Source organism: Ruegeria sp. CH5, assembly GCF_056537025.1.
This window is the reverse complement of the sequence record NZ_JBQFQT010000007.1, coordinates 88,213-107,863: the sequence shown is the minus strand read 5'-3', so window position 1 is coordinate 107,863 and position 19,651 is coordinate 88,213. Positions and strand designations below refer to the sequence as shown.

Sequence of the window (19,651 nt, the reverse complement as noted above, 5' to 3'; positions counted from 1 at the left end):
GGTTGCGGCAGGCGGTTTTCCAAAGCGAAGCCAGCCGAAAGCAACTCGGTGAGAAACCAAAGAAGGCCGTCCCAATCCGGGGCGGCCTTTTTCGTTAAGTCCCCAAAACATTGGTTGCACACATCTTGGTGTCGCACGCGAATACGCCAAGCTTGCGTTGAGTGGCGCCCCTCGACACAATTGCAGTCAGAAATGTCCTGTAGGGGAGGATAATGGGATGACCAAGCATGTTGAGATCGGCCGGACTGGGGTCAGGTTGCCGCAAATAGGGTTCGGTTCAACAGGGCTGGGAAGCATTCCACAGATATATGGATACGAAGTAGACGAAAGCCGTGCACTGGATACCATCAGGACAATTCTCCAACGTCCGGATGGCTTCATTGATACAGCGCGCGGGTATGCGTTGGGCCGAAGCGAAGAACGTATCGGGCAAGTCATTCGTGAGCTGGGCGGGTGGCCCGAGGGCCGGGTTCTGTCCACGAAACTGGACCGCGACATGGAGAGCAACAGGTTTGATGCGACACAAGCGCGAAGGTCGCTTGAAGCAAGCCTTGAAGCCCTTGGCGTCGACCAGGTGGATGTTCTTCACCTTCATGACCCTGAATACGCCGCAGATCTTTCCGAAGTGACCGGCACGGGCGGCGCGCTTGATGAGCTGTTTCGGATGAAGGAAGAGGGCTTGGCCAAAGCTGTGGGGCTTGCCGGTGGTCGAATTGACGTCCTGATGCCTATGCTACGCGATCGTGAGTTCGACGTCCTTCTGACGCACAACAGGCATACAGTCGTCAACATGAATTCCGCTCCGTTGATTGAACTTGCGCGTTCCAAGGGAGTGACCGTTCTGAATGCGGCGCCTTATTCCGGAGGAATATTGGCCAAGGGAAGTTCCGCTCATCATTTCTACGTATATCGGCCTGCAACCGAAGCTGTTCTGGGCCCGGTTCGTGCTGTCGAGAGTCTCTGTTCCCGCTACGATGTCCCGTTGGGGGCGCTAGCGTTGCAATTCTCGGTCAAAAACGCAGATATAGCTTCGACAATCTGCGGCGCGACATGGCCGCAGCACGTGGACCAGACATTCGAATGGGCCGACTGGTCTATCCCGGATGCGGTCTGGACAGAGCTGGCGGAATTGGGGCAATCCCAAAACGATCCTGAAGCCGGGTAGGGTCTTCAAGATTCAGCGCGGCGGCTCAACGCTCGTTGGACAATCCGCATTTGGGACTTGGTGGCATTTCCCCCTTGCCAAACAGCGCCAACCCCACTAAACCGCGCGAGTTCTCGGTGAGAACGTGAAGGCGGGGTGATTCCCGCCTTTTGGGTTCGATGAGGGTTGGCGATGAGCGCCCGTCCTCCTCTCAACTCCAACGCCTGAAAAAAGGCTGTAAATATGCAAAGCCAAAACATCCGTATTCGGCTGAAGGCATTTGACTATCGCGTCCTGGATGCCAGCACGCAAGAGATCGTCAACACTGCAAAGCGGACCGGCGCGAACGTGCGCGGCCCGATCCCGCTGCCGAACAAGATCGAGAAGTTCACGGTTCTCCGTGGCCCTCACGTTGACAAAAAATCCCGCGATCAGTTCGAGATCCGTACGCACAAGCGTCTTCTCGACATCGTAGATCCGACCCCCCAGACCGTGGACGCGCTGATGAAGCTCGACCTGGCCGCTGGTGTGGACGTCGAGATCAAGCTGCAGTCGTAAGATCGGAGGGTATTGATGATGCGCTCTGGTATTATCGCAAAAAAAGTCGGCATGACCCGCCTGTTCATGGAAGACGGCAAGCAGATCCCTGTAACCGTTCTTCACCTGGACAACCTGCAGGTCGTTGCACAGCGTACCGCTGACAAAGACGGCTACACCGCCGTTCAGCTGGGCGCCGGTGCCGCCAAGGCAAAACGCACCTCGAAGGCCATGCGCGGCCACTTCGCCGCCGCCAAGGTCGAGCCCAAGCGCAAGCTGGCCGAGTTCCGCGTGTCGGAAGACGCGCTGATCGAAGTGGGCGCCGAGATTTCGGCAGATCACTTCCTGGCTGGTCAGAAAGTTGACGTTTCGGGCACCTCGATCGGTAAAGGCTTTGCCGGTGCAATGAAGCGCCACAACTTCGGTGGTCTGCGCGCCTCGCACGGTGTTTCGATCAGCCACCGTTCGCACGGTTCGACCGGTCAGTGTCAGGACCCGGGCAAGGTGTTCAAAGGCAAGAAGATGGCCGGTCACATGGGTGCTGCCCGTGTTACCACCCAGAACCTCGAGGTCGTCAAAACCGACGCCGACCGTGGTCTGGTCTTCATCAAAGGCGCCGTTCCCGGACCGAAATCGGGCTGGGTTACCGTCAAGGACGCCGTCAAGAAGAAAGCACCGGAAGGCCTGCCTTTCCCGGCTGCTGTGAAATCGGCTGCAACCGAAGCACCTGCGGAAGAAGCACCCGCGGAAGGTGGTGAAGCATGAAACTTGATGTAATCAAACTGGACGGCAAGAAAGCCGGCAACATCGAGCTGGATGCGGACCTGTTCGGCTTGGAGCCGCGCGCGGACATCCTGCACCGTGTGGTCCGTTGGCAGCGCAACAACGCGCAGGCTGGCACCCACAAGGTGAAGACCCGCTCGGAAACCAGCTACTCGACCAAGAAGATCTACCGCCAGAAGGGCACCGGTGGCGCACGTCACGGTGACCGCAACGCGCCGATCTTCCGCAAAGGTGGCATCTACAAGGGTCCGACCCCGCGTTCGCACGGCCACGACCTGCCGAAGAAGTTCCGCAAGCTGGGCCTGCGCCACGCACTGTCGGCCAAGGCCAAAGCCGGTGAGCTGGTCGTGATCGAAAGCGCCGAAGCCGAAGGCAAGACCGCCGCACTGGCCAAGCAGGTTGCAAACCTGGGCTGGAAGCGCGCTCTGGTCATCGACGGCGCCACCGTGAACGAAGGGTTCGCCCGCGCAGCCCGCAACATCGAAGGTCTGGATATCCTGCCGTCGATGGGCGCAAACGTCTATGACATCCTCAAGCGTGACACCCTGGTGCTCACCAAGGCGGGTGTCGAAGCACTGGAGGCTCGACTGAAATGAGCGCGAAGGCAGAACACTACGACGTGATCCGCAAGCCGATCATCACCGAGAAAACGACCATGGCGTCCGAAAACGGCGCGGTTGTCTTTGAAGTGGCGATCGACAGCAACAAGCCGCAGATCAAAGAGGCCGTCGAGGCACTGTTTGGTGTGAAGGTCAAGGCGGTGAACACCACCGTGACCAAAGGCAAGGTCAAGCGGTTCCGCGGCCAGCTGGGCAAGCGGAAAGACGTCAAGAAGGCCTATGTGACCCTGGAAGAGGGCAACACCATCGACGTGACTACCGGTCTCTGATCGGACCCGTCCTTGGAGAGAGATGAAAGCCCCCGCCGAAAGGCGGGGGTTTTTTGATTTTAGACCTAAGTTGACTGACTGTGTTTCAAGGTGACCGAAACTGATGCGCAAAGAAGCGATTGAACTTGAGTTTGAGGTCTGACAGATTTCGACCCAGTGTCGTTCAACAGTCTTGCGATAGAAGAAATACTAATGATCCCCAAGCCAGCTCAGCAGGCGCGGTCGGACGGCCGCCGCGATTTTTGGAACCAGTTCTATCAGAGTTCTGCAGAGTCGTGGGAGTTGTCGCTACCATCGCAGTTCGCTGCGTTTGTGGCCAACGAAATTGATCGGAAGGCGCATGTTGTTGACATCGGGTGCGGCAACGCTCGTGACAGTTTTTTCTTTTCGCGACACGGGTTTCTAGTGACCGGATTGGACGCATCAGAAGTCGCTGTTGCCTCAGCCAGAGAACACACAAAGACACAGGGTGGAGACGGTCTAGAATTTGCAATTACAAACCTCAAAGACGGTATGGTTCAACAGGTGCTATCCAATCGGCGCGCGAAGGCGGTCTGTATCTATGCGCGCTTCTTTTTGCACGCAATCACTGATGACGAAGAAGATTCCTTGATCGATGCCCTGCATGAGGGGTGCCAGCCGGGGGACATTGTTGCGTTCGAGTATCGGACGCTGGCGGACCGCGACACAACAAAAGTAGCACCGCCGCATTTCCGGCGCTATCTATGCGCCGCGGAGCTGGACGAAAAAATGAAGCAATTTCAGTTTACCAAACGATACGGTGTCGAAGGAGTCGGGTTCGCAAAATACAAGGCAGAGGATGCGATCGTCGCCCGGGCAATCTATGAAAAAGGCCTATGACCGAAACAGAAATCATCAAAAAGCTGGCGTCGCTTCGTGCTGTTGTGTTTGAACATGCAACAGCACAGTCCGCCCTTCCGCGTCCGCGCAAAATCCGTCTGGCCGTTCAAGCCTTGCAAGATCCTGTTCGGGACTTGAACAACCCGGCGTTGTTTGACGATTGGGAAGAAATCGATCTTCTGCTTTGTTGTCACCGGCGATCAAGGGCCGCGCGAACGCATGGCAGACTCAAGCGGATGGAAAGACGCTATGCGCGCAAGGGGCAGGAAGCGCGGTTTGCGGCGTTTTTCGAGTGTGTCAAACAGGCTCTTCACCCCGATTTCATCACGCCGCATGGCTATAACAGAACCTTCGGGGAAATGAATACCGGCGACATTTTCCTGAAGCTCGAAGCTGAGTTGGCACCCGTCATCCAACTCGGCAAACCGATATTCCTTTACGCTGGTGCGTTGCTGGGCTACGTGCGCGATGGTCGATTGATCGACCATGACGATGACGTAGATTTTGCGGTGCACATGGGTGAGTCCACGCTTGAAGACATACCCGAAAAATGGGCCATGTACCAAAAAGCCCTGTTGGAAAGCGGCTGTCTGGATGCCACGCCATCAACCCGAAGCTCTCCTATATTCAAGGTGAGAAATGGGTTGGGGATCGACATTGATCTGTTTCCGGCCTGGACTGAAAACGGACGCTTCAGCGTCTACCCTTACTCTTTCAACGGCGTGCCCGAGAGTTCGATCTTTCCGCTCAGAGCATTAAGTGACGGGCAGATTATGCTGCCGCATGACCCGCCGGCCCTGCTGGTCCAGAGTTATGGGGAAAACTGGCGCATACCGGACCCGCTTTTTCACTTTGACTGGTCAGGCGCACGCCGCACGTTCGCTCCCTTGATCCAACATGATTTCAGTATCAAGTGACAGTGCTCACTAAGAGAGTGTGTTGCACCCTATTGCCCCCCGCCCCCAACCCTGCTAAACGCTCCCAATCTTGCGGCCTCGGATTCGTTCCGGGGCCTCTGATATTTGCAGCCGGGGACCTTCGGGGCCCTATAACCTGGGCACCTACGGGGGCCTCTCACATAGCGGGGATTGATCCTCGCGCTTGCTAAACGGAAGACAGAAAGCATGGCACTCAAGTCGTACAAACCGACGACGCCGGGCCAGCGCGGGCTGGTGCTGATCGACCGTTCGGAGCTTTGGAAAGGACGTCCGGTCAAGTCTCTCACTGAGGGTTTGACCAAATCGGGCGGCCGGAACAACACCGGACGGATCACTTCACGCCGCCGTGGCGGTGGCGCAAAGCGTCTCTACCGGATCGTTGACTTCAAACGGAACAAACTGGATGTGGCGGCAACCGTCGAGCGGATCGAATACGACCCGAACCGGACCGCGTTCATCGCACTGATCAAATATGACGATGGCGAGCAGGCCTATATCCTGGCGCCGCAGCGTCTGGCGGTTGGCGACAAGGTCATCGCTTCGGCCAAGGCCGACATCAAGCCCGGCAACGCGATGCCGTTCTCGGGTATGCCGATCGGTACCATCGTGCACAACATCGAGATGAAGCCCGGCAAGGGCGGTCAGATCGCACGTGCCGCGGGCACCTACGCCCAGTTCGTCGGCCGCGATGGCGGCTATGCCCAGATCCGTCTGAGCTCGGGCGAGCTGCGCATGGTGCGCCAGGAATGCATGGCCACCGTCGGTGCCGTGTCGAACCCCGACAACAGCAACCAGAACCTCGGCAAAGCCGGTCGTATGCGCCACAAGGGCGTGCGTCCGTCGGTCCGTGGTGTTGCCATGAACCCGATCGATCACCCCCACGGTGGTGGTGAAGGCCGGACCTCGGGTGGCCGTACGCCGGTTACGCCTTGGGGTAAGGACACCAAGGGTAAGCGTACCCGCAACAAGAACAAAGCGTCCCAGAAGCTGATCATCCGCTCGCGGCACGCCAAGAAGAAAGGGCGTTAAGAAATGTCTCGCTCTGTTTGGAAGGGTCCTTTCGTCGACGCTTACGTGCTGAAAAAAGCCGAAGCTGCGCGCGAGTCGGGCCGCAACGAAGTCATCAAGATCTGGTCGCGTCGTTCCACCATTCTGCCCCAGTTCGTGGGTCTGACCTTTGGTGTGTACAACGGCCAGAAGCATATCCCGGTAAACGTCTCGGAAGACATGATCGGTCAGAAGTTCGGTGAGTACTCGCCGACCCGGACCTATTATGGCCATGCCGCAGACAAAAAAGCGAAGCGGAAGTAAGTCATGGGCAAGGAAAAGAACCCCCGCCGCGTGGCTGAAAACGAAGCAATGGCAAAAACCCGTATGCTTCGCACCAGCCCGCAGAAACTGAACCTGGTTGCGCAAATGATCCGCGGCAAGAAAGTCGAGAAGGCTCTGACCGACCTGACTTTCTCGAACAAGCGTGTCGCGCAGGACGTCAAAAAGTGCCTGCAGTCCGCAATCGCGAACGCCGAAAACAACCACAACCTGGACGTGGACGAGCTGATCGTCGCCGAAGCATGGGTTGGCAAGAACCTGGTCATGAAGCGCGGTCGTCCGCGTGCCCGTGGCCGTTTCGGCAAGATCATGAAGCCGTTCTCGGAGATCACCATCAAGGTGCGTCAAGTTGAGGAGCAAGCCTAATGGGACATAAAGTCAATCCGATCGGCATGCGCCTTCAGGTCAACCGCACCTGGGACAGCCGTTGGTACGCAGATACCAAGGACTACGGTGATCTTCTGCTGGAAGACCTCAAGATCCGTGAGTTCATCAAGAAAGAGTGCAAGCAGGCCGGCATCGCCCGTGTGATCATCGAACGTCCGCACAAGAAGTGCCGCGTCACGATCCACACCGCGCGTCCCGGTGTCATCATCGGCAAGAAAGGCGCGGACATCGAGGTTCTGCGGAAGAAAATCGCGCAGATGACCGACAGCGAACTGCACCTGAACATCGTCGAAGTGCGCAAGCCGGAACTCGATGCGCAGCTGGTTGCCGAGTCGATCGCTCAGCAGCTGGAGCGCCGCGTTTCGTTCCGCCGCGCGATGAAGCGGTCGGTTCAGAACGCCATGCGCATGGGCGCCCTGGGTATCCGGGTGAACGTCGCTGGTCGTCTGGGCGGCGCCGAAATCGCACGGACCGAATGGTACCGCGAAGGCCGCGTGCCTCTGCACACCCTGCGTGCCGACATCGATTACGCACATGCCGAAGCGATGACCCCCTACGGGATCATCGGGATCAAGGTCTGGATCTTCAAAGGTGAGATCATGGAGCACGATCCGCAGGCACGTGACCGTAAAGCACAGGAACTCCAGGACGGCCCTGCACCTCGTGGTGCTGGTGGCGGTCGTCGCTAAGGAGGGAAAGATATGCTTCAACCAAAGCGTACAAAATTCCGCAAGATGCACAAAGGCCGGATCAAGGGCGAAGCCAAGGGCGGCTCTGATCTGAACTTTGGCACCTACGGTCTGAAGGCCCTGCAGCCCGAGCGCGTCACTGCACGCCAGATCGAAGCTGCGCGTCGTGCCATGACCCGTCACATGAAGCGTCAAGGTCGCGTCTGGATCCGGATCTTCCCGGATACTCCCGTGACCTCGAAGCCTACCGAAGTCCGTATGGGTAAAGGTAAAGGCTCGGTCGACTATTGGGCAGCCAAAGTGAAACCCGGTCGTGTGATGTTCGAGATCGACGGCGTCAACGATGAAATCGCGCGCGAGGCTCTGCGCCTGGCTGCGATGAAGCTGCCGATCAAGACCCGTGTGGTGGTCCGCGAGGACTGGTAAACCGGTCTTGCCAAGACTTCAGAAAACCCCGCCGAACCGGCGGGGTTTTTTGTTTTTCGGATGGTTTGGGTTAGGCTCAGCTTCAGCCTTTGATATTTTGGAAAAGCCTAGAACAGGGGGCCTCAAATGGTTTCGACGTCAGAGATTGAAAAGATTGACGACGGCTTCTTTGCCGCACTGAACGCTATGTTCGCGGGTGACGTTGCGCCGATGGAGGCGCTGTGGTCGCATGCGGACGATGTCATCTATATGGGGCCGTCACCCGATCTGTTCCACGTCGGGTGGAAAGTCACGGATCAGGATTGGGTCGCGCAGGGTCGGGCGCATCTGGGCGGGTCGATCAAAGTGCTGAACCGGCATGTTGTGGTTGGGGATACGCTTGCCACTGTGCATCACGTCGCCGAGGCGTCGGGGCAGGGCGATGGGTCCGGTATCCGGATGCGCGGCACGAATGTCTATCGCCATGAAGGTGGAGCGTGGAAGCTGATCGCGCATCACAGTGACCCGTTGCCCTATATTGACTTGTGACAGCAGCAGGGGTTTTCCCGATTCGAGGAAAGTTCCTCTATCGCGCCTTGTTGTCGAATGGGGTAATGGACGCCCATGGCACAGATTGAATCACTCTTCGTTACCCGTCTCTACCGCGCCGCTCTGTCTGAGTTCGATCCAAGGATCGATCCGGAGGAGCTGGAGAACTCGTGCCTTGTCATCGCTGAGGATGATGAGGCCGGGCTGGAGTGGTGCGAAAAGAACGGCTATCCGGGTTACACCAGCTATGCCTCGTTGACTGATCTGCCGTGGCGGTTCCCGATCTTTCAGGATTTGGTGAAGACTTTGGATCAGCACGTGGCTGCATTCGCAAAAGACCTTGAGTTTGATCTCGATGACCGGGAATTGAAGCTGGAGGATCTTTGGATCAACATCCTGCCCGAGGGTGGAATGCATGCCAGCCACATCCATCCGCACAGTGTGATTTCTGGAACGACCTATGTGTCAATGCCGGAAGGCGCCAGCGCGCTGAAGCTGGAGGACCCCCGCTCGGGCCGCATGATGGCCGCGCCGGTGCGCCACAAGGGCGCCCGACGCGAATTGCAGCCCTTCATTTATATGAAGCCGAAGGTCGGCGACGTTCTGCTGTGGGAAAGCTGGCTGCGCCACGAGGTGCCCATGAACATGGCCGAAGAAGAACGGATTTCGGTGAGTTTTAACTATAAGTGGGAGTGAACTCCTTGGGTCGTATTCAACTGCCGGCATTGTGCCGGTTTGATCTGCGCCCATAGGCGACGACTGTCGTCGTCCTGCGAACCGAAATCGATGCGTGACCGAAAGCCCCATTCCGCAGCCGTTCTCTGGCGCCGGTCGGTTCGAGATGCCTATACCTTCCCTGTGAAAATAAAGGCAGGTCCAGCGCAAGCCCCCTTTTGATCAGCTCCGCGCCGATGTCCTGCCCATTGGGTAGGTATGCAATTCCAACTAACCGGTCATAGGATGTTTCGCCGTTCAGCTTGACGGTAATCTCCTGACCCTTGCAGATTTCGACCATCGTCCACTTTGCCTTTAGGCCCCATGGCATGTCCAGCTCGGGCGCATCAATGCCGGCTAGACGGATCTTTGTTCCACGGACAATGATTGTGTCGCCATCGATCACATAAGCGCGCCCCGTCAGAACGCGGTTGGAGGGAACAACACTCGGCTGTTGTCGCGGGATTGCGCGGTTCCGTGTGGAGGCTTGCGGAGGTTTTTGATGGCCTCTATGACGGGCGACAAGGCGTGGCTTTCTTGATTTTAAAACAACTAGAAGTGCCGCAAACCCAATTAGGACAACCAGTTCCATTTTTTCCACCGTTCCTAAGTCAGCGGGATAAAGATACTTCAAGGGTTTCACGTGTCTTTTGAGTTTCTGCCAAACCCGTTTCCACAGAAGACAACGCGCAAGTGGTCAGGTTCTGACGTGACCCGTTGGTTGCCCGGTTCTGGTTGCAAAACTTCCTCTTGCCACCCACCCACCAAACCCTTATACGGCGGCATCCTGCGGTCTCCCGGCGTTGTCGGGCGATTCGCATGTCTATCATTCATCCACCAGGTCCAAGGTGACCCGTGTACGGGGCCTTCTGGTGTTTTGAGCAAAGGAAAAGGCGATGAACGCCCAAGAACTGCGTGAAAAGACCCCGGACCAGCTCCGCGAGGAACTGGCCAACCTGAAGAAAGAAAGCTTCAACCTGCGCTTTCAACAGGCCACCGGTCAGCTGGAAAACACTGCTGGTATCAAAGCGGCTCGCCGCAATGCTGCCCGCGTCAAAACCATTCTGAACGAAAAGGCCGCTGCCGCGGCATCCGAGGAGTAATCAGATGCCCAAGCGTATCCTGCAAGGCACCGTGACCAGCGACGCCAACGAACAGACCATCACCGTTCTGGTCGAGCGCCGTTTCAAGCACCCTCTGCTGCAGAAAACCGTTCGTAAGTCCAAGAAATACCGGGCTCACGACGAAAAGAACGCCTTCAAGGTCGGCGACACCGTACGCATCATCGAATGCGCGCCGAAATCGAAGACGAAACGTTGGGAGGTTCTGGAGGCCTAAGCCTCCGGGACTTTTCCATTTGTCGAAACCCTGGGGGATTTAACAAGACCAGCCCCCACAGGTCGGGAGAAACCACATGATCCAGATGCAGACCAATCTGGATGTCGCTGACAACTCCGGCGCCCGCCGAGTTCAGTGCATCAAGGTCCTGGGTGGTTCCAAGCGTAAATACGCCTCCGTCGGCGACATCATTGTCGTCTCGGTGAAGGAAGCCATCCCGCGCGGCCGCGTGAAGAAAGGTGACGTCCGCAAGGCCGTCGTCGTGCGCACCGCCAAAGAAGTCCGTCGCGAAGACGGCACCGCGATCCGCTTCGATCGCAACGCCGCCGTCATCCTGAACAACAACAACGAACCCGTCGGTACCCGTATCTTCGGCCCCGTTGTTCGTGAACTGCGCGCGAAGAACTTCATGAAGATCATCTCGCTGGCTCCGGAGGTGCTGTAATCATGGCTGCTAAACTCCGCAAAGGCGACAAGGTCGTCGTGCTGGCCGGCAAGGACAAGGGCAAAGAGGGGACTATCACCTCGGTCGACCCCAAAGCCGGCAAAGCTGTCGTTGATGGCGTGAACATCGCCATCCGCCACACCCGCCAGTCGCAAACGTCGCAAGGTGGCCGCCTGCCCAAGGCGCTGCCGATCGACCTGTCGAACCTGGCCCTGCTGGACAAGAACGGCAAGGCAACCCGCGTCGGCTTCCGCATGGAAGGTGACAAGAAGGTTCGTTACGCCAAGACCACGGGGGACGTGATCGATGCTTGATGCTGCAACCTACACCCCGCGTCTGAAAGCTCAGTACGCTGAAACCATCCGTGCCGCTCTGAAAGAAGAGTTCGGCTACAAGAACGATATGCAGATCCCCAAGCTGGAGAAGATCGTTCTGAACATCGGCTGTGGTGCCGAGGCGGTGAAGGACTCGAAGAAGGCGAAAGCCGCGGTCGAGGATCTGACGGCGATCGCCGGTCAGAAGGCCGTTTCGACCAAGGCGAAGAAGTCGATCGCGGGTTTCCGCGTCCGTGAAGACATGCCGCTGGGCGCCAAGGTGACCCTGCGCGGCGACCGGATGTACGAATTCCTCGACCGTCTGATCACCATCGCGATGCCTCGCGTACGTGACTTCCGCGGTGTGAAACCGTCCTTCGATGGCCGTGGCAACTTTGCCATGGGCATGAAAGAGCACATCGTGTTCCCGGAAATCGACTTCGACAAGGTCGATGAGGTCTGGGGCATGGACATCGTAATTGCCACCACAGCGAAAACCGACGCTGAAGCAAAGGCACTGTTGAAAGCTTTCAACATGCCGTTCAACGCGTAAGCGCCGGGAGGATTGAGACATGGCTAAAAAAGCAATGATCGAACGCGAGAAGAAGCGCGCACGCCTGGTGGCACAGTATGCCGAAAAGCGTGCGGCTCTGAAAGAGATCGCGAATGACGAGAGCAAGCCGATGGAAGAGCGTTTCAAAGCGCGTCTGAAACTGGCGAAACTGCCGCGCAACAGCTCGGCTACTCGTCTGCACAACCGTTGTCAGCTGACCGGTCGTCCTCACGCTTACTACCGTAAGCTGAAGGTCAGCCGTATCGCGCTGCGCGAGCTGGGTTCTGCTGGTCAGATCCCCGGCATGGTGAAATCGAGCTGGTAAGGGAGAGACAGATATGAACGATCCTATCGGCGATATGCTCACCCGTATCCGCAACGCGCAAATGCGCGGCAAGTCCACCGTTATCACTCCGGCGTCGAAACTGCGCGCCTGGGTTCTGGACGTGCTGGCGGACGAAGGCTATATCCGCGGCTATGAAAAGACGACCGGCGAAAACGGTCATCCGGCTCTGGAAATCAGCCTGAAATACTACGAAGGCACCCCTGTCATTCGCGAACTGAAGCGGGTCTCGAAGCCCGGCCGTCGCGTATACATGGGCGTCAATGACATCCCGCAGGTTCGTCAGGGCCTGGGCGTGTCGATTGTCAGCACTCCGAAAGGTGTGATGTCGGACGCAAACGCTCGCTCCAACAACGTTGGCGGCGAAGTGCTCTGCACCGTCTTCTAAGGAGGTCTGCAATGTCTCGTATTGGTAAGAAACCGGTCGAGCTGCCCAGCGGCGTTACCGCCTCTGTGTCGGGTCAGACCATCGAAGTCAAAGGTCCGAAAGGCACCCGCAGCTTCACCGCAACCGATGACGTCACCCTGACGGTCGAAGACAACGTGGTCAAAATCGACCCGCGTGGTTCGTCCAAGCGTGCGCGTCAGCAGTGGGGCATGAGCCGCACCATGGTCGCCAACCTGGTGACCGGTGTGACCGAAGGCTTCAAGAAGGAACTGGAAATCCAGGGCGTGGGTTACCGTGCTCAGATGCAGGGCAACACCCTGAAGCTGAACCTGGGCTACAGCCACGATGTTGATTTCGTTGCTCCGGAAGGTGTCACCATCACCGCGCCGAAGCAGACCGAGATCGTTGTGGAAGGCATCGACCAGCAGCTGGTGGGCGAAACCGCGGCGAAAATCCGCGAGTGGCGCCGTCCCGAGCCGTACAAAGGCAAAGGCATCCGCTACAAGGGCGAGTTCATCTTCCGCAAGGAAGGCAAGAAGAAGTAAGGACGAACACAATGGCAAACAGCAAAAGAACCCTGTTTCTGAAGCGCCGCCTGCGCGTTCGGAACAAACTTCGCAAGGTCAACGCGGGTCGTCCGCGTCTGTCCGTACACCGTTCGAACAAGAACATCTCCGTTCAGCTGATCGACGACGTACGTGGCGTGACCCTGGCCTCGGCCTCGACCCTGGAAAAGGATCTGGGTGTTGTTGGCAAGAACAACGTCGAAGCGGCCACCAAAGTGGGCGCAGCCATCGCCGAGCGGGCCAAGAAGGCCGGCGTCGAAGAGGCTTATTTCGATCGTGGCGGCTTCCTGTTCCACGGCAAGGTGAAGGCAGTTGCCGACGCTGCGCGTGAAGGCGGCCTGAAAATCTAAGACCTGTGGGCGGGTTTCGATCCGCCCCGATGATCCGGGGGCCTCGGCGTCGGTCGAGGCTCACTTGGATTGAAGAAAACGGCGTCAAGCGCCACATGAGAAAAGGGATGCCAAATGGCAGAACGTGAAAACCGTCGGGGCCGTGGCCGCGACCGTGAAGAAGCACCGGAATTTGCCGATCGTCTGGTCGCAATCAACCGCGTGTCGAAAACCGTAAAAGGTGGTAAGCGCTTTGGCTTCGCCGCTCTGGTGGTTGTTGGCGATCAGAAAGGCCGCGTGGGCTTTGGCAAAGGTAAAGCGAAAGAAGTACCTGAAGCCATCCGCAAGGCGACCGAGCAAGCCAAGCGTCAGATGATCCGCGTGCAGCTGCGCGAAGGCCGGACCCTGCACCACGACATCGAGGGCCGTCACGGCGCCGGTAAAGTGGTCATGCGCACCGCACCGGAAGGTACCGGTATCATCGCCGGTGGTCCGATGCGTGCCGTGTTCGAAATGCTGGGCGTAAAGGACGTTGTGTCCAAGTCGCTGGGCTCGCAGAACCCGTACAACATGATCCGAGCCACCATCGACGGCCTGAAGAAAGAACAGAGCCCGCGTTCGGTTGCCGCGCGTCGTGGCAAGAAGGTCGCCGATATCCTGCCCAAGCGGGATGAAGCACCGGCTGAAGCCGAAGCGTAAGGAGAGCGAGCAATGGCAAAAACCATCGTCGTCAAGCAGATCGGTTCGCCGATCCGTCGCCCCGCCGAACAGCGCGCAACCCTGATCGGTCTGGGCCTGAACAAGATGCACAAGACCCGCGAATTGGAAGACACTCCGTCGATCCGCGGCATGGTCAACAAGATCCCGCATCTGGTTGAGATCATCGAAGAGCGCGGCTGAGCGCCAACTTCGAAAGCCTAATGAACGCCTCCGATCTGATCGGGGGCGTTTTCATTTTTGGCCGTCGCCTGCGCGGAATGTCGGAAGACCGCCTTTTGCGGTGAACTAGGGCAAGGCCTGGCCAGGAATTTGCAGGTAGACACCTTTTTGCCCTCCGTCCTGACCCTGAAATTAAAACATAGCCAAACGGCTAACTTTTTCTTGACGCGGGTGGTGCGTTGAAATACTTAGCCTTATGGCTAACAAACTCGATACTTTTTTTTCTGCGCTGGCCGATCCGACCCGGCGTGCCGTGATCGAGCGGCTGATCACTGGCCCAGCGGCCGTGTCCGAGCTGCACGAAGCGCACGACATGACGCTGCCATCGTTTCTGAAGCATCTCGGCAAACTGGAATCCGCTGGAATGATCCGTTCGGAGAAGATCGGTCGGGTTCGCATGTTGCATATCGAAGCCGCCCCGATCGCCGAGGCGGAAGGTTGGTTGAAACAACAACGTCACCTCTGGGAAGGCCGGCTGGATCGCCTGTCTGCACTTGCCGAGCAAATTGAGAAGGAATCCGACGATGGCTGATTACGAAACTTTGATCCTGGAACGCGAGATTTCCTGCGCTCCCGACCGGCTGTTTCAGGTGTTGACCGACCGCGAGTTACGCCAGAAATGGGCCGCACCAGACGATGAAAGCGTAGTTCTGATTGATGTTTTTGACTGTCGACCCGGAGGCCGTGAGGAAACGCGGTGTGGACCGAAAGAGGCGCCAGAGTTCAATACGACCAGCCTGTTCCACGTGGTCTCGCCGGAGTTTCTTTCATTGACCGAAACACTGGTCATTCAGGGAGAGTTGGTCTCGGTCTCGCTGTGCGGACACGAAATCATGCCGAATGGCCAAGGCAGTACGCTGCGCGTCACGTTGCAGATCACAAGCCTGGCCGGGCCAGAACTATTTCAGGACTACAAAGGTGGCTGGTCTGCTGCTTTGGACAACCTGTCCCGGCTTGCGGCCGGTAGCGGTCACTCCTGATTTGCGCCGCTATGCCAAAAATGCATAGCGGCCAGTCCAAAACCATCGTTGTTAGCGATAACTGAAGTCCCTATCTCAACCCTGTCCAAGACAGGAACCAAGTAAGTGACATCGGGGAATACGCCCCGACATTCGAAAGGAAATGAGATAATGGCACACACAGCGACCCTGACACATGGCGGCTTCAACCTGACCGCCCGTATCGCAAACCTGATCGAGCGCGTGAAAGAAAACCGCGCCCGGGCCAGCGAATACACCCGCACGTATACCGAGTTGCAGCGTCTGAGCGACCGCGAGTTGAACGACATCGGCATCCGCCGGTGCGACATCGCCGACATCGCCCGCGAGCACGCCTACTGCTCGTAAGATACGGGACGACAACATATGAAGCAGAGGCGCCCAAGTGGCGCCTCTTTTGTGTTTACGGATCCCAAACGGGCAGGAAAATAGTTGCTACCACAACTGCGACGTTGCGCGGCGCCGGGAATTGGGTCACTCCAATGCAGGCAAGCCGTCAAGGCATGAACACATTGGGCAGAGAGGGCAGAACATGGCACGGGACTTCCAGATTGCAATGCTGTGGGTCGAGGGGCCGCTCAGCTTTTTGGAACTGCTGTGCATCCAGTCTTACTTGGATATGGGCCACAGCGTGCGGCTTTATACCTATAGCAATGTGACGAACATCCCCGAGGGTGTCGAGCACCGTGATGCCCGCGAGATCCTGCCGGATTCCGAATTTATCACGCATGAGCGTACCAATAGCCCCGCGCCGCATTCCGACAAGTTCCGCTACCGGATGCTGGCTCAGGAGCCCGACCTGATCTGGGCCGACACCGATGCCTATTGCCTGAAACCCTATTCAACGGCGAATGGTCATTACTATGGGTATCTCGAGGGTGAGGTGGCGATTGGGGTTCTGGGCCTGCCGCAGGACAGTGAAACTCTGGCCAAGCTGATCGAGTACACGAATGATCCCTACCGTGTCCCGCCCTGGCTGCCCCCGCGCCACCGTCGGCCGTTGGAAGAGGCGCGGGACGCCGGAAACCCGACCAACGTTCCCGAGGCGTTGTGGGGGGTGTGGGGACCAAAGGCATTCACCTGGGCATTGAAGGAAACAGGCGAGATAAAATACGCCCTGCCAGAGCATGTTTTTTACCCGATCAATTTTTCGCGGCGCCGGGCCCTTGCCCGGCCGAACGAAAATCTTGACCGGTTTTTTCACGAGGATACCGTCTCGATCCATTTGTACGGGCGCCGGATGCGGGCGATCATGCGCAAGAACCATGGTGGAATACCACATCCCGACAGCCTGGTCGGGCGACTTGTGGCCAAACATGGAATTGTGCCCCAAGACGCGCCCATTGCTGGCCGCGACGACTGAGCCGCTGCGGCAGGGCAATCAAAACTTGCAACTCGGGGCGCGAGGCTGTACTGCGCTCCGGTGGCGTGTTTGCCACAAGAATCAAAACCAAGAAATGCCGTGTTTGGCCCATCACGCTTCGGGGTCATTTCCGGCTTAGGAGAAGCGACATGAAACTGCACGAATTGCGCGACAATCCCGGCGCCGCACCGAAACGGACCCGCGTTGGCCGTGGTCCCGGCTCGGGCAAGGGTAAAATGGGTGGCCGCGGTATCAAAGGCCAGAAATCCCGTTCGGGTGTGGCCATCAACGGCTACGAAGGCGGCCAGATGCCGCTGTATCAACGCCTGCCCAAGCGCGGCTTCAACAAGCCGAACCGCAAGGAATTCGCCGTCATCAACCTGGGCCTGATCCAGAAATTCGTCGACGCCGGCAAACTGGACGTTAAATCGGCCATCACCGAGGACGCACTGGTTGCCTCGGGTCTGGTGCGCCGCAAGCTGGACGGTATCCGCGTTCTGGCCAAAGGCGAAATCAGCGCCAAGCTGAACCTCGAAGTGACCGGCGCGTCGAAAGCGGCGATCGAAGCCGTGGAAAAAGCGGGCGGTTCACTGAAGGTCACAAAAGCCGCTGCGGCAGAGTAAGCGCTTGTGAGCGGGCGCCGACCCGCTTACATAGACCTCAGAGTTTTCCAAGACGCCGCCCGAGCCGGAAAACGGTTCCGGGCGGCGTTTTCATAAGAGAGACCGATTTATGGTATCAGCAGCAGAACAAATGGCAGCCAACACAAGCTGGGCTGCTCTGGGCAAGGCCACCGATCTGCGCAACCGCATCCTGTTCACGCTGGGTTTGCTGATCGTCTATCGTCTGGGCACCTTCATTCCGGTGCCGGGGATCGACGGTCAGGCGCTGCGCGAGTTCATGGAACAGGCGGGGCAGGGCATCGGTGGGATGGTTTCGATGTTCACCGGCGGGGCGCTGGGGCGGATGGGTATCTTTGCCCTCGGCATCATGCCCTATATTTCGGCATCGATCATCGTACAGCTGCTGACCTCGATGGTGCCCGCGCTCGAACAACTCAAGAAAGAGGGCGAGCAGGGCCGCAAGAAAATCAACCAGTACACCCGTTTCGGCACCGTCGCGCTGGCCACCGTTCAGGCCTATGGCTTGGCGGTTTCGCTGGAATCGGGCGATTTGGCCACTGATCCGGGCCTGTATTTCCGCCTGTCGACGATGATCACTCTGGTCGGTGGCACCATGTTCCTGATGTGGCTGGGTGAGCAGATCACCGCGCGCGGCATCGGCAACGGCATCTCGCTGATCATTTTTGTCGGCATCATCGCCGAGGTTCCGGCTGCGCTGGCCCAGTTCCTGGCCTCGGGCCGTTCGGGCGCGATCAGCCCGGCCGTGATCGTCGGCGTGATCGTGATGGTGATCGCCGTTATCACCTTCGTGGTGTTCATGGAACGCGCGCTGCGCAAGATCCACATCCAGTACCCGCGCCGCAATGTCGGCATGAAAGTCTATGAAGGCGGCTCGAGCCACCTGCCGGTAAAGGTCAACCCGGCCGGCGTGATTCCGGCGATCTTCGCCAGCTCGCTGCTGCTGCTGCCGGTCACGATATCGACCTTCTCGTCGGGTGCGGCGAACGGACCGATCATGTCGTGGCTGCTGGCCAATTTCGGACCGGGACAGCCGCTGTACCTGCTGTTCTTCGCTTCGATGATCGTGTTCTTTGCGTATTTCTACACGTTCAACGTGTCGTTCAAACCGGATGACGTGGCGGACAACCTGAAAAAGCAGAACGGTTTCGTGCCCGGCATCCGTCCCGGAAAGAAGACCGCCGAGTATCTGGAATACGTGGTCAACCGCGTACTGGTTCTGGGCTCGGCCTATCTGGCGGCGGTCTGCCTGCTGCCTGAAATTCTGCGCGGCCAGTTCGCCATCCCGTTCTATTTCGGCGGCACCTCGGTTCTAATCATCGTCTCTGTGACCATGGACACAATCCAACAGGTTCAGAGCCACCTGCTGGCGCATCAATACGAAGGGCTGATCGAAAAGTCCCAGTTGCGCGGTAAAGGCAAGAAACGCGGCAGGAAGGGACCCGCTCGTCGATGAATATCATTCTTCTGGGCCCCCCGGGGGCAGGCAAGGGTACGCAGGCACGTCACCTGGTTGAAACGCGGGGCATGATCCAGCTCAGCACCGGTGACATGCTGCGCGAGGCCCGCAGCTCGGGAACCGAAATGGGCAAGAAGGTGGCCGCGATCATGGACGCGGGCAAGCTTGTCACCGACGAGATCGTGATTGGCTTGATCGAAGAGAAGCTAACCACCGAAAAGGGCGCTGGCTTCATCTTCGACGGCTTCCCGCGCACCTTGGCCCAGGCTGACGCCTTGTCGGCTCTTCTGACCAAGCTGGGCCAGTCGCTGCACACCGTGATCGAAATGCGCGTGGATGACGAGGCCCTGGTTGATCGGATCACTGCCCGGTCGACCTGTGGCGGTTGCGGCGAGGTCTACAATGACAAGACCAAACCGATCCCGGCCGATGGTAAATGCACCAATTGCGGCAAAGAAAACGATTTCGTCCGTCGTGCCGACGACAACGAGGAAAGCCTGCGCACCCGGCTTATGGAGTATTACAAGAAGACCTCGCCGTTGATTGGCTATTACTACGCCAAGGGCGATCTTCGACCGGTGAACGGGCTGGCGGACATCAAGGAAGTCCGAGCCTCGATCGCAGCCATATTGGGTTAAGCTTGCAAAGGGCTTGACGCCAAGCGCAAAAGCCCATATCGACCCCCATCCCTTTGGGGAATCAATCGCGCACGCGGGATTCGTTCCGCTTGTATAGACCACCTCGTATAAT

The 19,651-nt window shown here is 58.1% G+C and carries 33 protein-coding genes; 32 read left to right on the top strand and 1 reads right to left on the bottom strand.

All coding sequences use genetic code 11. The annotated features are described in order from the left end of the window. Positions 1-217: 217 nt before the first annotated feature. The 14 genes from ACR0JC_RS18255 to ACR0JC_RS18190 all read left to right on the top strand — a co-directional run bounded on the left by ACR0JC_RS18255 (position 218) and on the right by ACR0JC_RS18190 (position 9,207). Positions 218-1,165: an aldo/keto reductase gene (locus ACR0JC_RS18255; RefSeq protein ID WP_170343453.1), complete on the top strand. Its 948-nt coding sequence runs from the start codon at positions 218-220 to the stop codon at positions 1,163-1,165. A gap of 222 nt (positions 1,166-1,387) precedes the next feature. Continuing rightward, the gene (rpsJ, locus tag ACR0JC_RS18250) at positions 1,388-1,702 is read left to right on the top strand and encodes a 30S ribosomal protein S10 (RefSeq protein WP_008756422.1); all 315 of its coding nucleotides are present in this window, start codon (positions 1,388-1,390) and stop codon (positions 1,700-1,702) included. Positions 1,703-1,720: 18 nt separating this feature from the next. Further along, a complete protein-coding gene (gene rplC / locus ACR0JC_RS18245) occupies positions 1,721-2,446 on the top strand; it encodes a 50S ribosomal protein L3 (RefSeq protein ID WP_170343454.1) in 726 nt (241 codons plus the stop codon). Then, a complete protein-coding gene (gene rplD, locus ACR0JC_RS18240) occupies positions 2,443-3,060 on the top strand; it encodes a 50S ribosomal protein L4 (RefSeq protein ID WP_170342972.1) in 618 nt (205 codons plus the stop codon). The genes rplC and rplD overlap by 4 nt, the downstream gene beginning before the upstream one ends. Next, positions 3,057-3,353, top strand: coding sequence for a 50S ribosomal protein L23 (locus ACR0JC_RS18235; RefSeq protein WP_093965341.1), 297 nt, complete (start codon positions 3,057-3,059; stop codon positions 3,351-3,353). The genes rplD and ACR0JC_RS18235 overlap by 4 nt, the downstream gene beginning before the upstream one ends. Before the next feature lie 192 nt (positions 3,354-3,545). Then, the gene (locus ACR0JC_RS18230; protein ID WP_254430837.1) at positions 3,546-4,214 is read left to right on the top strand and encodes a class I SAM-dependent methyltransferase; all 669 of its coding nucleotides are present in this window, start codon (positions 3,546-3,548) and stop codon (positions 4,212-4,214) included. After that, a complete protein-coding gene (locus ACR0JC_RS18225) occupies positions 4,211-5,131 on the top strand; it encodes a hypothetical protein (protein ID WP_170343456.1) in 921 nt (306 codons plus the stop codon). The genes ACR0JC_RS18230 and ACR0JC_RS18225 overlap by 4 nt, the downstream gene beginning before the upstream one ends. 207 nt (positions 5,132-5,338) lie before the next feature. Continuing rightward, positions 5,339-6,181: a 50S ribosomal protein L2 gene (gene rplB / locus ACR0JC_RS18220; RefSeq protein WP_093965344.1), complete on the top strand. Its 843-nt coding sequence runs from the start codon at positions 5,339-5,341 to the stop codon at positions 6,179-6,181. Between the two features lie 3 nt (positions 6,182-6,184). Beyond that, positions 6,185-6,463, top strand: coding sequence for a 30S ribosomal protein S19 (gene rpsS, locus ACR0JC_RS18215; protein ID WP_005980699.1), 279 nt, complete (start codon positions 6,185-6,187; stop codon positions 6,461-6,463). Between the two features lie 3 nt (positions 6,464-6,466). Further along, a complete protein-coding gene (rplV, locus tag ACR0JC_RS18210; protein WP_039538267.1) occupies positions 6,467-6,847 on the top strand; it encodes a 50S ribosomal protein L22 in 381 nt (126 codons plus the stop codon). Beyond that, positions 6,847-7,557, top strand: a complete 711-nt coding sequence (rpsC, locus tag ACR0JC_RS18205) for a 30S ribosomal protein S3 (RefSeq protein ID WP_093965346.1) — start codon at positions 6,847-6,849, stop codon at positions 7,555-7,557. The genes rplV and rpsC overlap by 1 nt, the downstream gene beginning before the upstream one ends. 12 nt (positions 7,558-7,569) lie before the next feature. Beyond that, positions 7,570-7,983 carry a 50S ribosomal protein L16 gene (gene rplP / locus ACR0JC_RS18200; protein WP_005980704.1) on the top strand — a complete coding sequence of 138 codons (414 nt, stop codon included), beginning with the start codon at positions 7,570-7,572 and terminating at the stop codon, positions 7,981-7,983. 126 nt (positions 7,984-8,109) lie between these two features. Further along, positions 8,110-8,511, top strand: a complete 402-nt coding sequence (locus tag ACR0JC_RS18195) for a YybH family protein (RefSeq protein WP_170343457.1) — start codon at positions 8,110-8,112, stop codon at positions 8,509-8,511. 75 nt (positions 8,512-8,586) lie between these two features. Next, complete coding sequence (locus tag ACR0JC_RS18190; protein WP_170343458.1) at positions 8,587-9,207, top strand: 2OG-Fe(II) oxygenase family protein; 621 nt, start codon at positions 8,587-8,589, stop codon at positions 9,205-9,207. A gap of 16 nt (positions 9,208-9,223) precedes the next feature. Here the strand turns inward: ACR0JC_RS18190 and ACR0JC_RS18185 are convergent, their stop codons facing one another. Next, positions 9,224-9,868, bottom strand: coding sequence for a thermonuclease family protein (locus tag ACR0JC_RS18185; protein ID WP_170439921.1), 645 nt, complete (start codon positions 9,866-9,868; stop codon positions 9,224-9,226). A 253-nt stretch (positions 9,869-10,121) separates the two neighbouring features. Between ACR0JC_RS18185 and rpmC the strand changes: the two genes are divergently transcribed. The 18 genes from rpmC (at position 10,122) to ACR0JC_RS18095 (ending at position 19,539) form a co-directional block, all read left to right on the top strand. After that, positions 10,122-10,328, top strand: a complete 207-nt coding sequence (rpmC, locus tag ACR0JC_RS18180; RefSeq protein ID WP_093965352.1) for a 50S ribosomal protein L29 — start codon at positions 10,122-10,124, stop codon at positions 10,326-10,328. Between the two features lie 4 nt (positions 10,329-10,332). Next, positions 10,333-10,563, top strand: a complete 231-nt coding sequence (gene rpsQ / locus ACR0JC_RS18175) for a 30S ribosomal protein S17 (RefSeq protein WP_170342963.1) — start codon at positions 10,333-10,335, stop codon at positions 10,561-10,563. Between the two features lie 76 nt (positions 10,564-10,639). Next, positions 10,640-11,008 (top strand): 50S ribosomal protein L14, encoded by a 369-nt coding sequence (rplN, locus tag ACR0JC_RS18170; RefSeq protein ID WP_005621870.1) that lies wholly within the window; start codon positions 10,640-10,642, stop codon positions 11,006-11,008. Positions 11,009-11,010: 2 nt separating this feature from the next. Then, entirely contained in the window at positions 11,011-11,322 is a 312-nt protein-coding gene (rplX, locus tag ACR0JC_RS18165) for a 50S ribosomal protein L24 (protein WP_093965356.1), read from the top strand. Further along, positions 11,315-11,875: a 50S ribosomal protein L5 gene (gene rplE, locus ACR0JC_RS18160; protein WP_093965358.1), complete on the top strand. Its 561-nt coding sequence runs from the start codon at positions 11,315-11,317 to the stop codon at positions 11,873-11,875. The genes rplX and rplE overlap by 8 nt, the downstream gene beginning before the upstream one ends. Positions 11,876-11,894: 19 nt before the next feature. Beyond that, entirely contained in the window at positions 11,895-12,200 is a 306-nt protein-coding gene (gene rpsN / locus ACR0JC_RS18155) for a 30S ribosomal protein S14 (RefSeq protein WP_093965360.1), read from the top strand. Between the two features lie 13 nt (positions 12,201-12,213). Beyond that, positions 12,214-12,606 carry a 30S ribosomal protein S8 gene (rpsH, locus tag ACR0JC_RS18150; RefSeq protein ID WP_093965361.1) on the top strand — a complete coding sequence of 131 codons (393 nt, stop codon included), beginning with the start codon at positions 12,214-12,216 and terminating at the stop codon, positions 12,604-12,606. Between the two features lie 11 nt (positions 12,607-12,617). Continuing rightward, positions 12,618-13,151 carry a 50S ribosomal protein L6 gene (rplF, locus tag ACR0JC_RS18145; protein ID WP_093965363.1) on the top strand — a complete coding sequence of 178 codons (534 nt, stop codon included), beginning with the start codon at positions 12,618-12,620 and terminating at the stop codon, positions 13,149-13,151. Positions 13,152-13,162: 11 nt separating this feature from the next. After that, positions 13,163-13,522 (top strand): 50S ribosomal protein L18, encoded by a 360-nt coding sequence (gene rplR / locus ACR0JC_RS18140; protein ID WP_010437103.1) that lies wholly within the window; start codon positions 13,163-13,165, stop codon positions 13,520-13,522. 114 nt (positions 13,523-13,636) lie between these two features. Next, on the top strand, positions 13,637-14,200 hold the full coding sequence (rpsE, locus tag ACR0JC_RS18135) for a 30S ribosomal protein S5 (RefSeq protein ID WP_093965365.1): 564 nt from the start codon (positions 13,637-13,639) through the stop codon (positions 14,198-14,200). Positions 14,201-14,212: 12 nt separating this feature from the next. After that, positions 14,213-14,401 (top strand): 50S ribosomal protein L30, encoded by a 189-nt coding sequence (gene rpmD, locus ACR0JC_RS18130; RefSeq protein ID WP_093965366.1) that lies wholly within the window; start codon positions 14,213-14,215, stop codon positions 14,399-14,401. Positions 14,402-14,636: 235 nt separating this feature from the next. Then, positions 14,637-14,972 carry an ArsR/SmtB family transcription factor gene (locus tag ACR0JC_RS18125; protein ID WP_170343460.1) on the top strand — a complete coding sequence of 112 codons (336 nt, stop codon included), beginning with the start codon at positions 14,637-14,639 and terminating at the stop codon, positions 14,970-14,972. After that, the gene (locus tag ACR0JC_RS18120) at positions 14,965-15,420 is read left to right on the top strand and encodes an SRPBCC domain-containing protein (RefSeq protein ID WP_170343461.1); all 456 of its coding nucleotides are present in this window, start codon (positions 14,965-14,967) and stop codon (positions 15,418-15,420) included. The genes ACR0JC_RS18125 and ACR0JC_RS18120 overlap by 8 nt, the downstream gene beginning before the upstream one ends. Before the next feature lie 150 nt (positions 15,421-15,570). Further along, positions 15,571-15,786: a DUF1127 domain-containing protein gene (locus tag ACR0JC_RS18115; RefSeq protein WP_170343462.1), complete on the top strand. Its 216-nt coding sequence runs from the start codon at positions 15,571-15,573 to the stop codon at positions 15,784-15,786. 184 nt (positions 15,787-15,970) lie between these two features. Then, entirely contained in the window at positions 15,971-16,801 is an 831-nt protein-coding gene (locus tag ACR0JC_RS18110) for a hypothetical protein (protein WP_254430829.1), read from the top strand. Between the two features lie 149 nt (positions 16,802-16,950). After that, complete coding sequence (gene rplO / locus ACR0JC_RS18105) at positions 16,951-17,424, top strand: 50S ribosomal protein L15 (RefSeq protein ID WP_170343463.1); 474 nt, start codon at positions 16,951-16,953, stop codon at positions 17,422-17,424. Between the two features lie 109 nt (positions 17,425-17,533). Next, a complete protein-coding gene (gene secY / locus ACR0JC_RS18100; RefSeq protein ID WP_093965375.1) occupies positions 17,534-18,898 on the top strand; it encodes a preprotein translocase subunit SecY in 1,365 nt (454 codons plus the stop codon). Continuing rightward, on the top strand, positions 18,895-19,539 hold the full coding sequence (locus ACR0JC_RS18095; protein ID WP_170343464.1) for an adenylate kinase: 645 nt from the start codon (positions 18,895-18,897) through the stop codon (positions 19,537-19,539). Before secY ends, ACR0JC_RS18095 begins: the two co-directional genes overlap by 4 nt. The last annotated feature ends 112 nt before the right edge of the window (positions 19,540-19,651 follow it).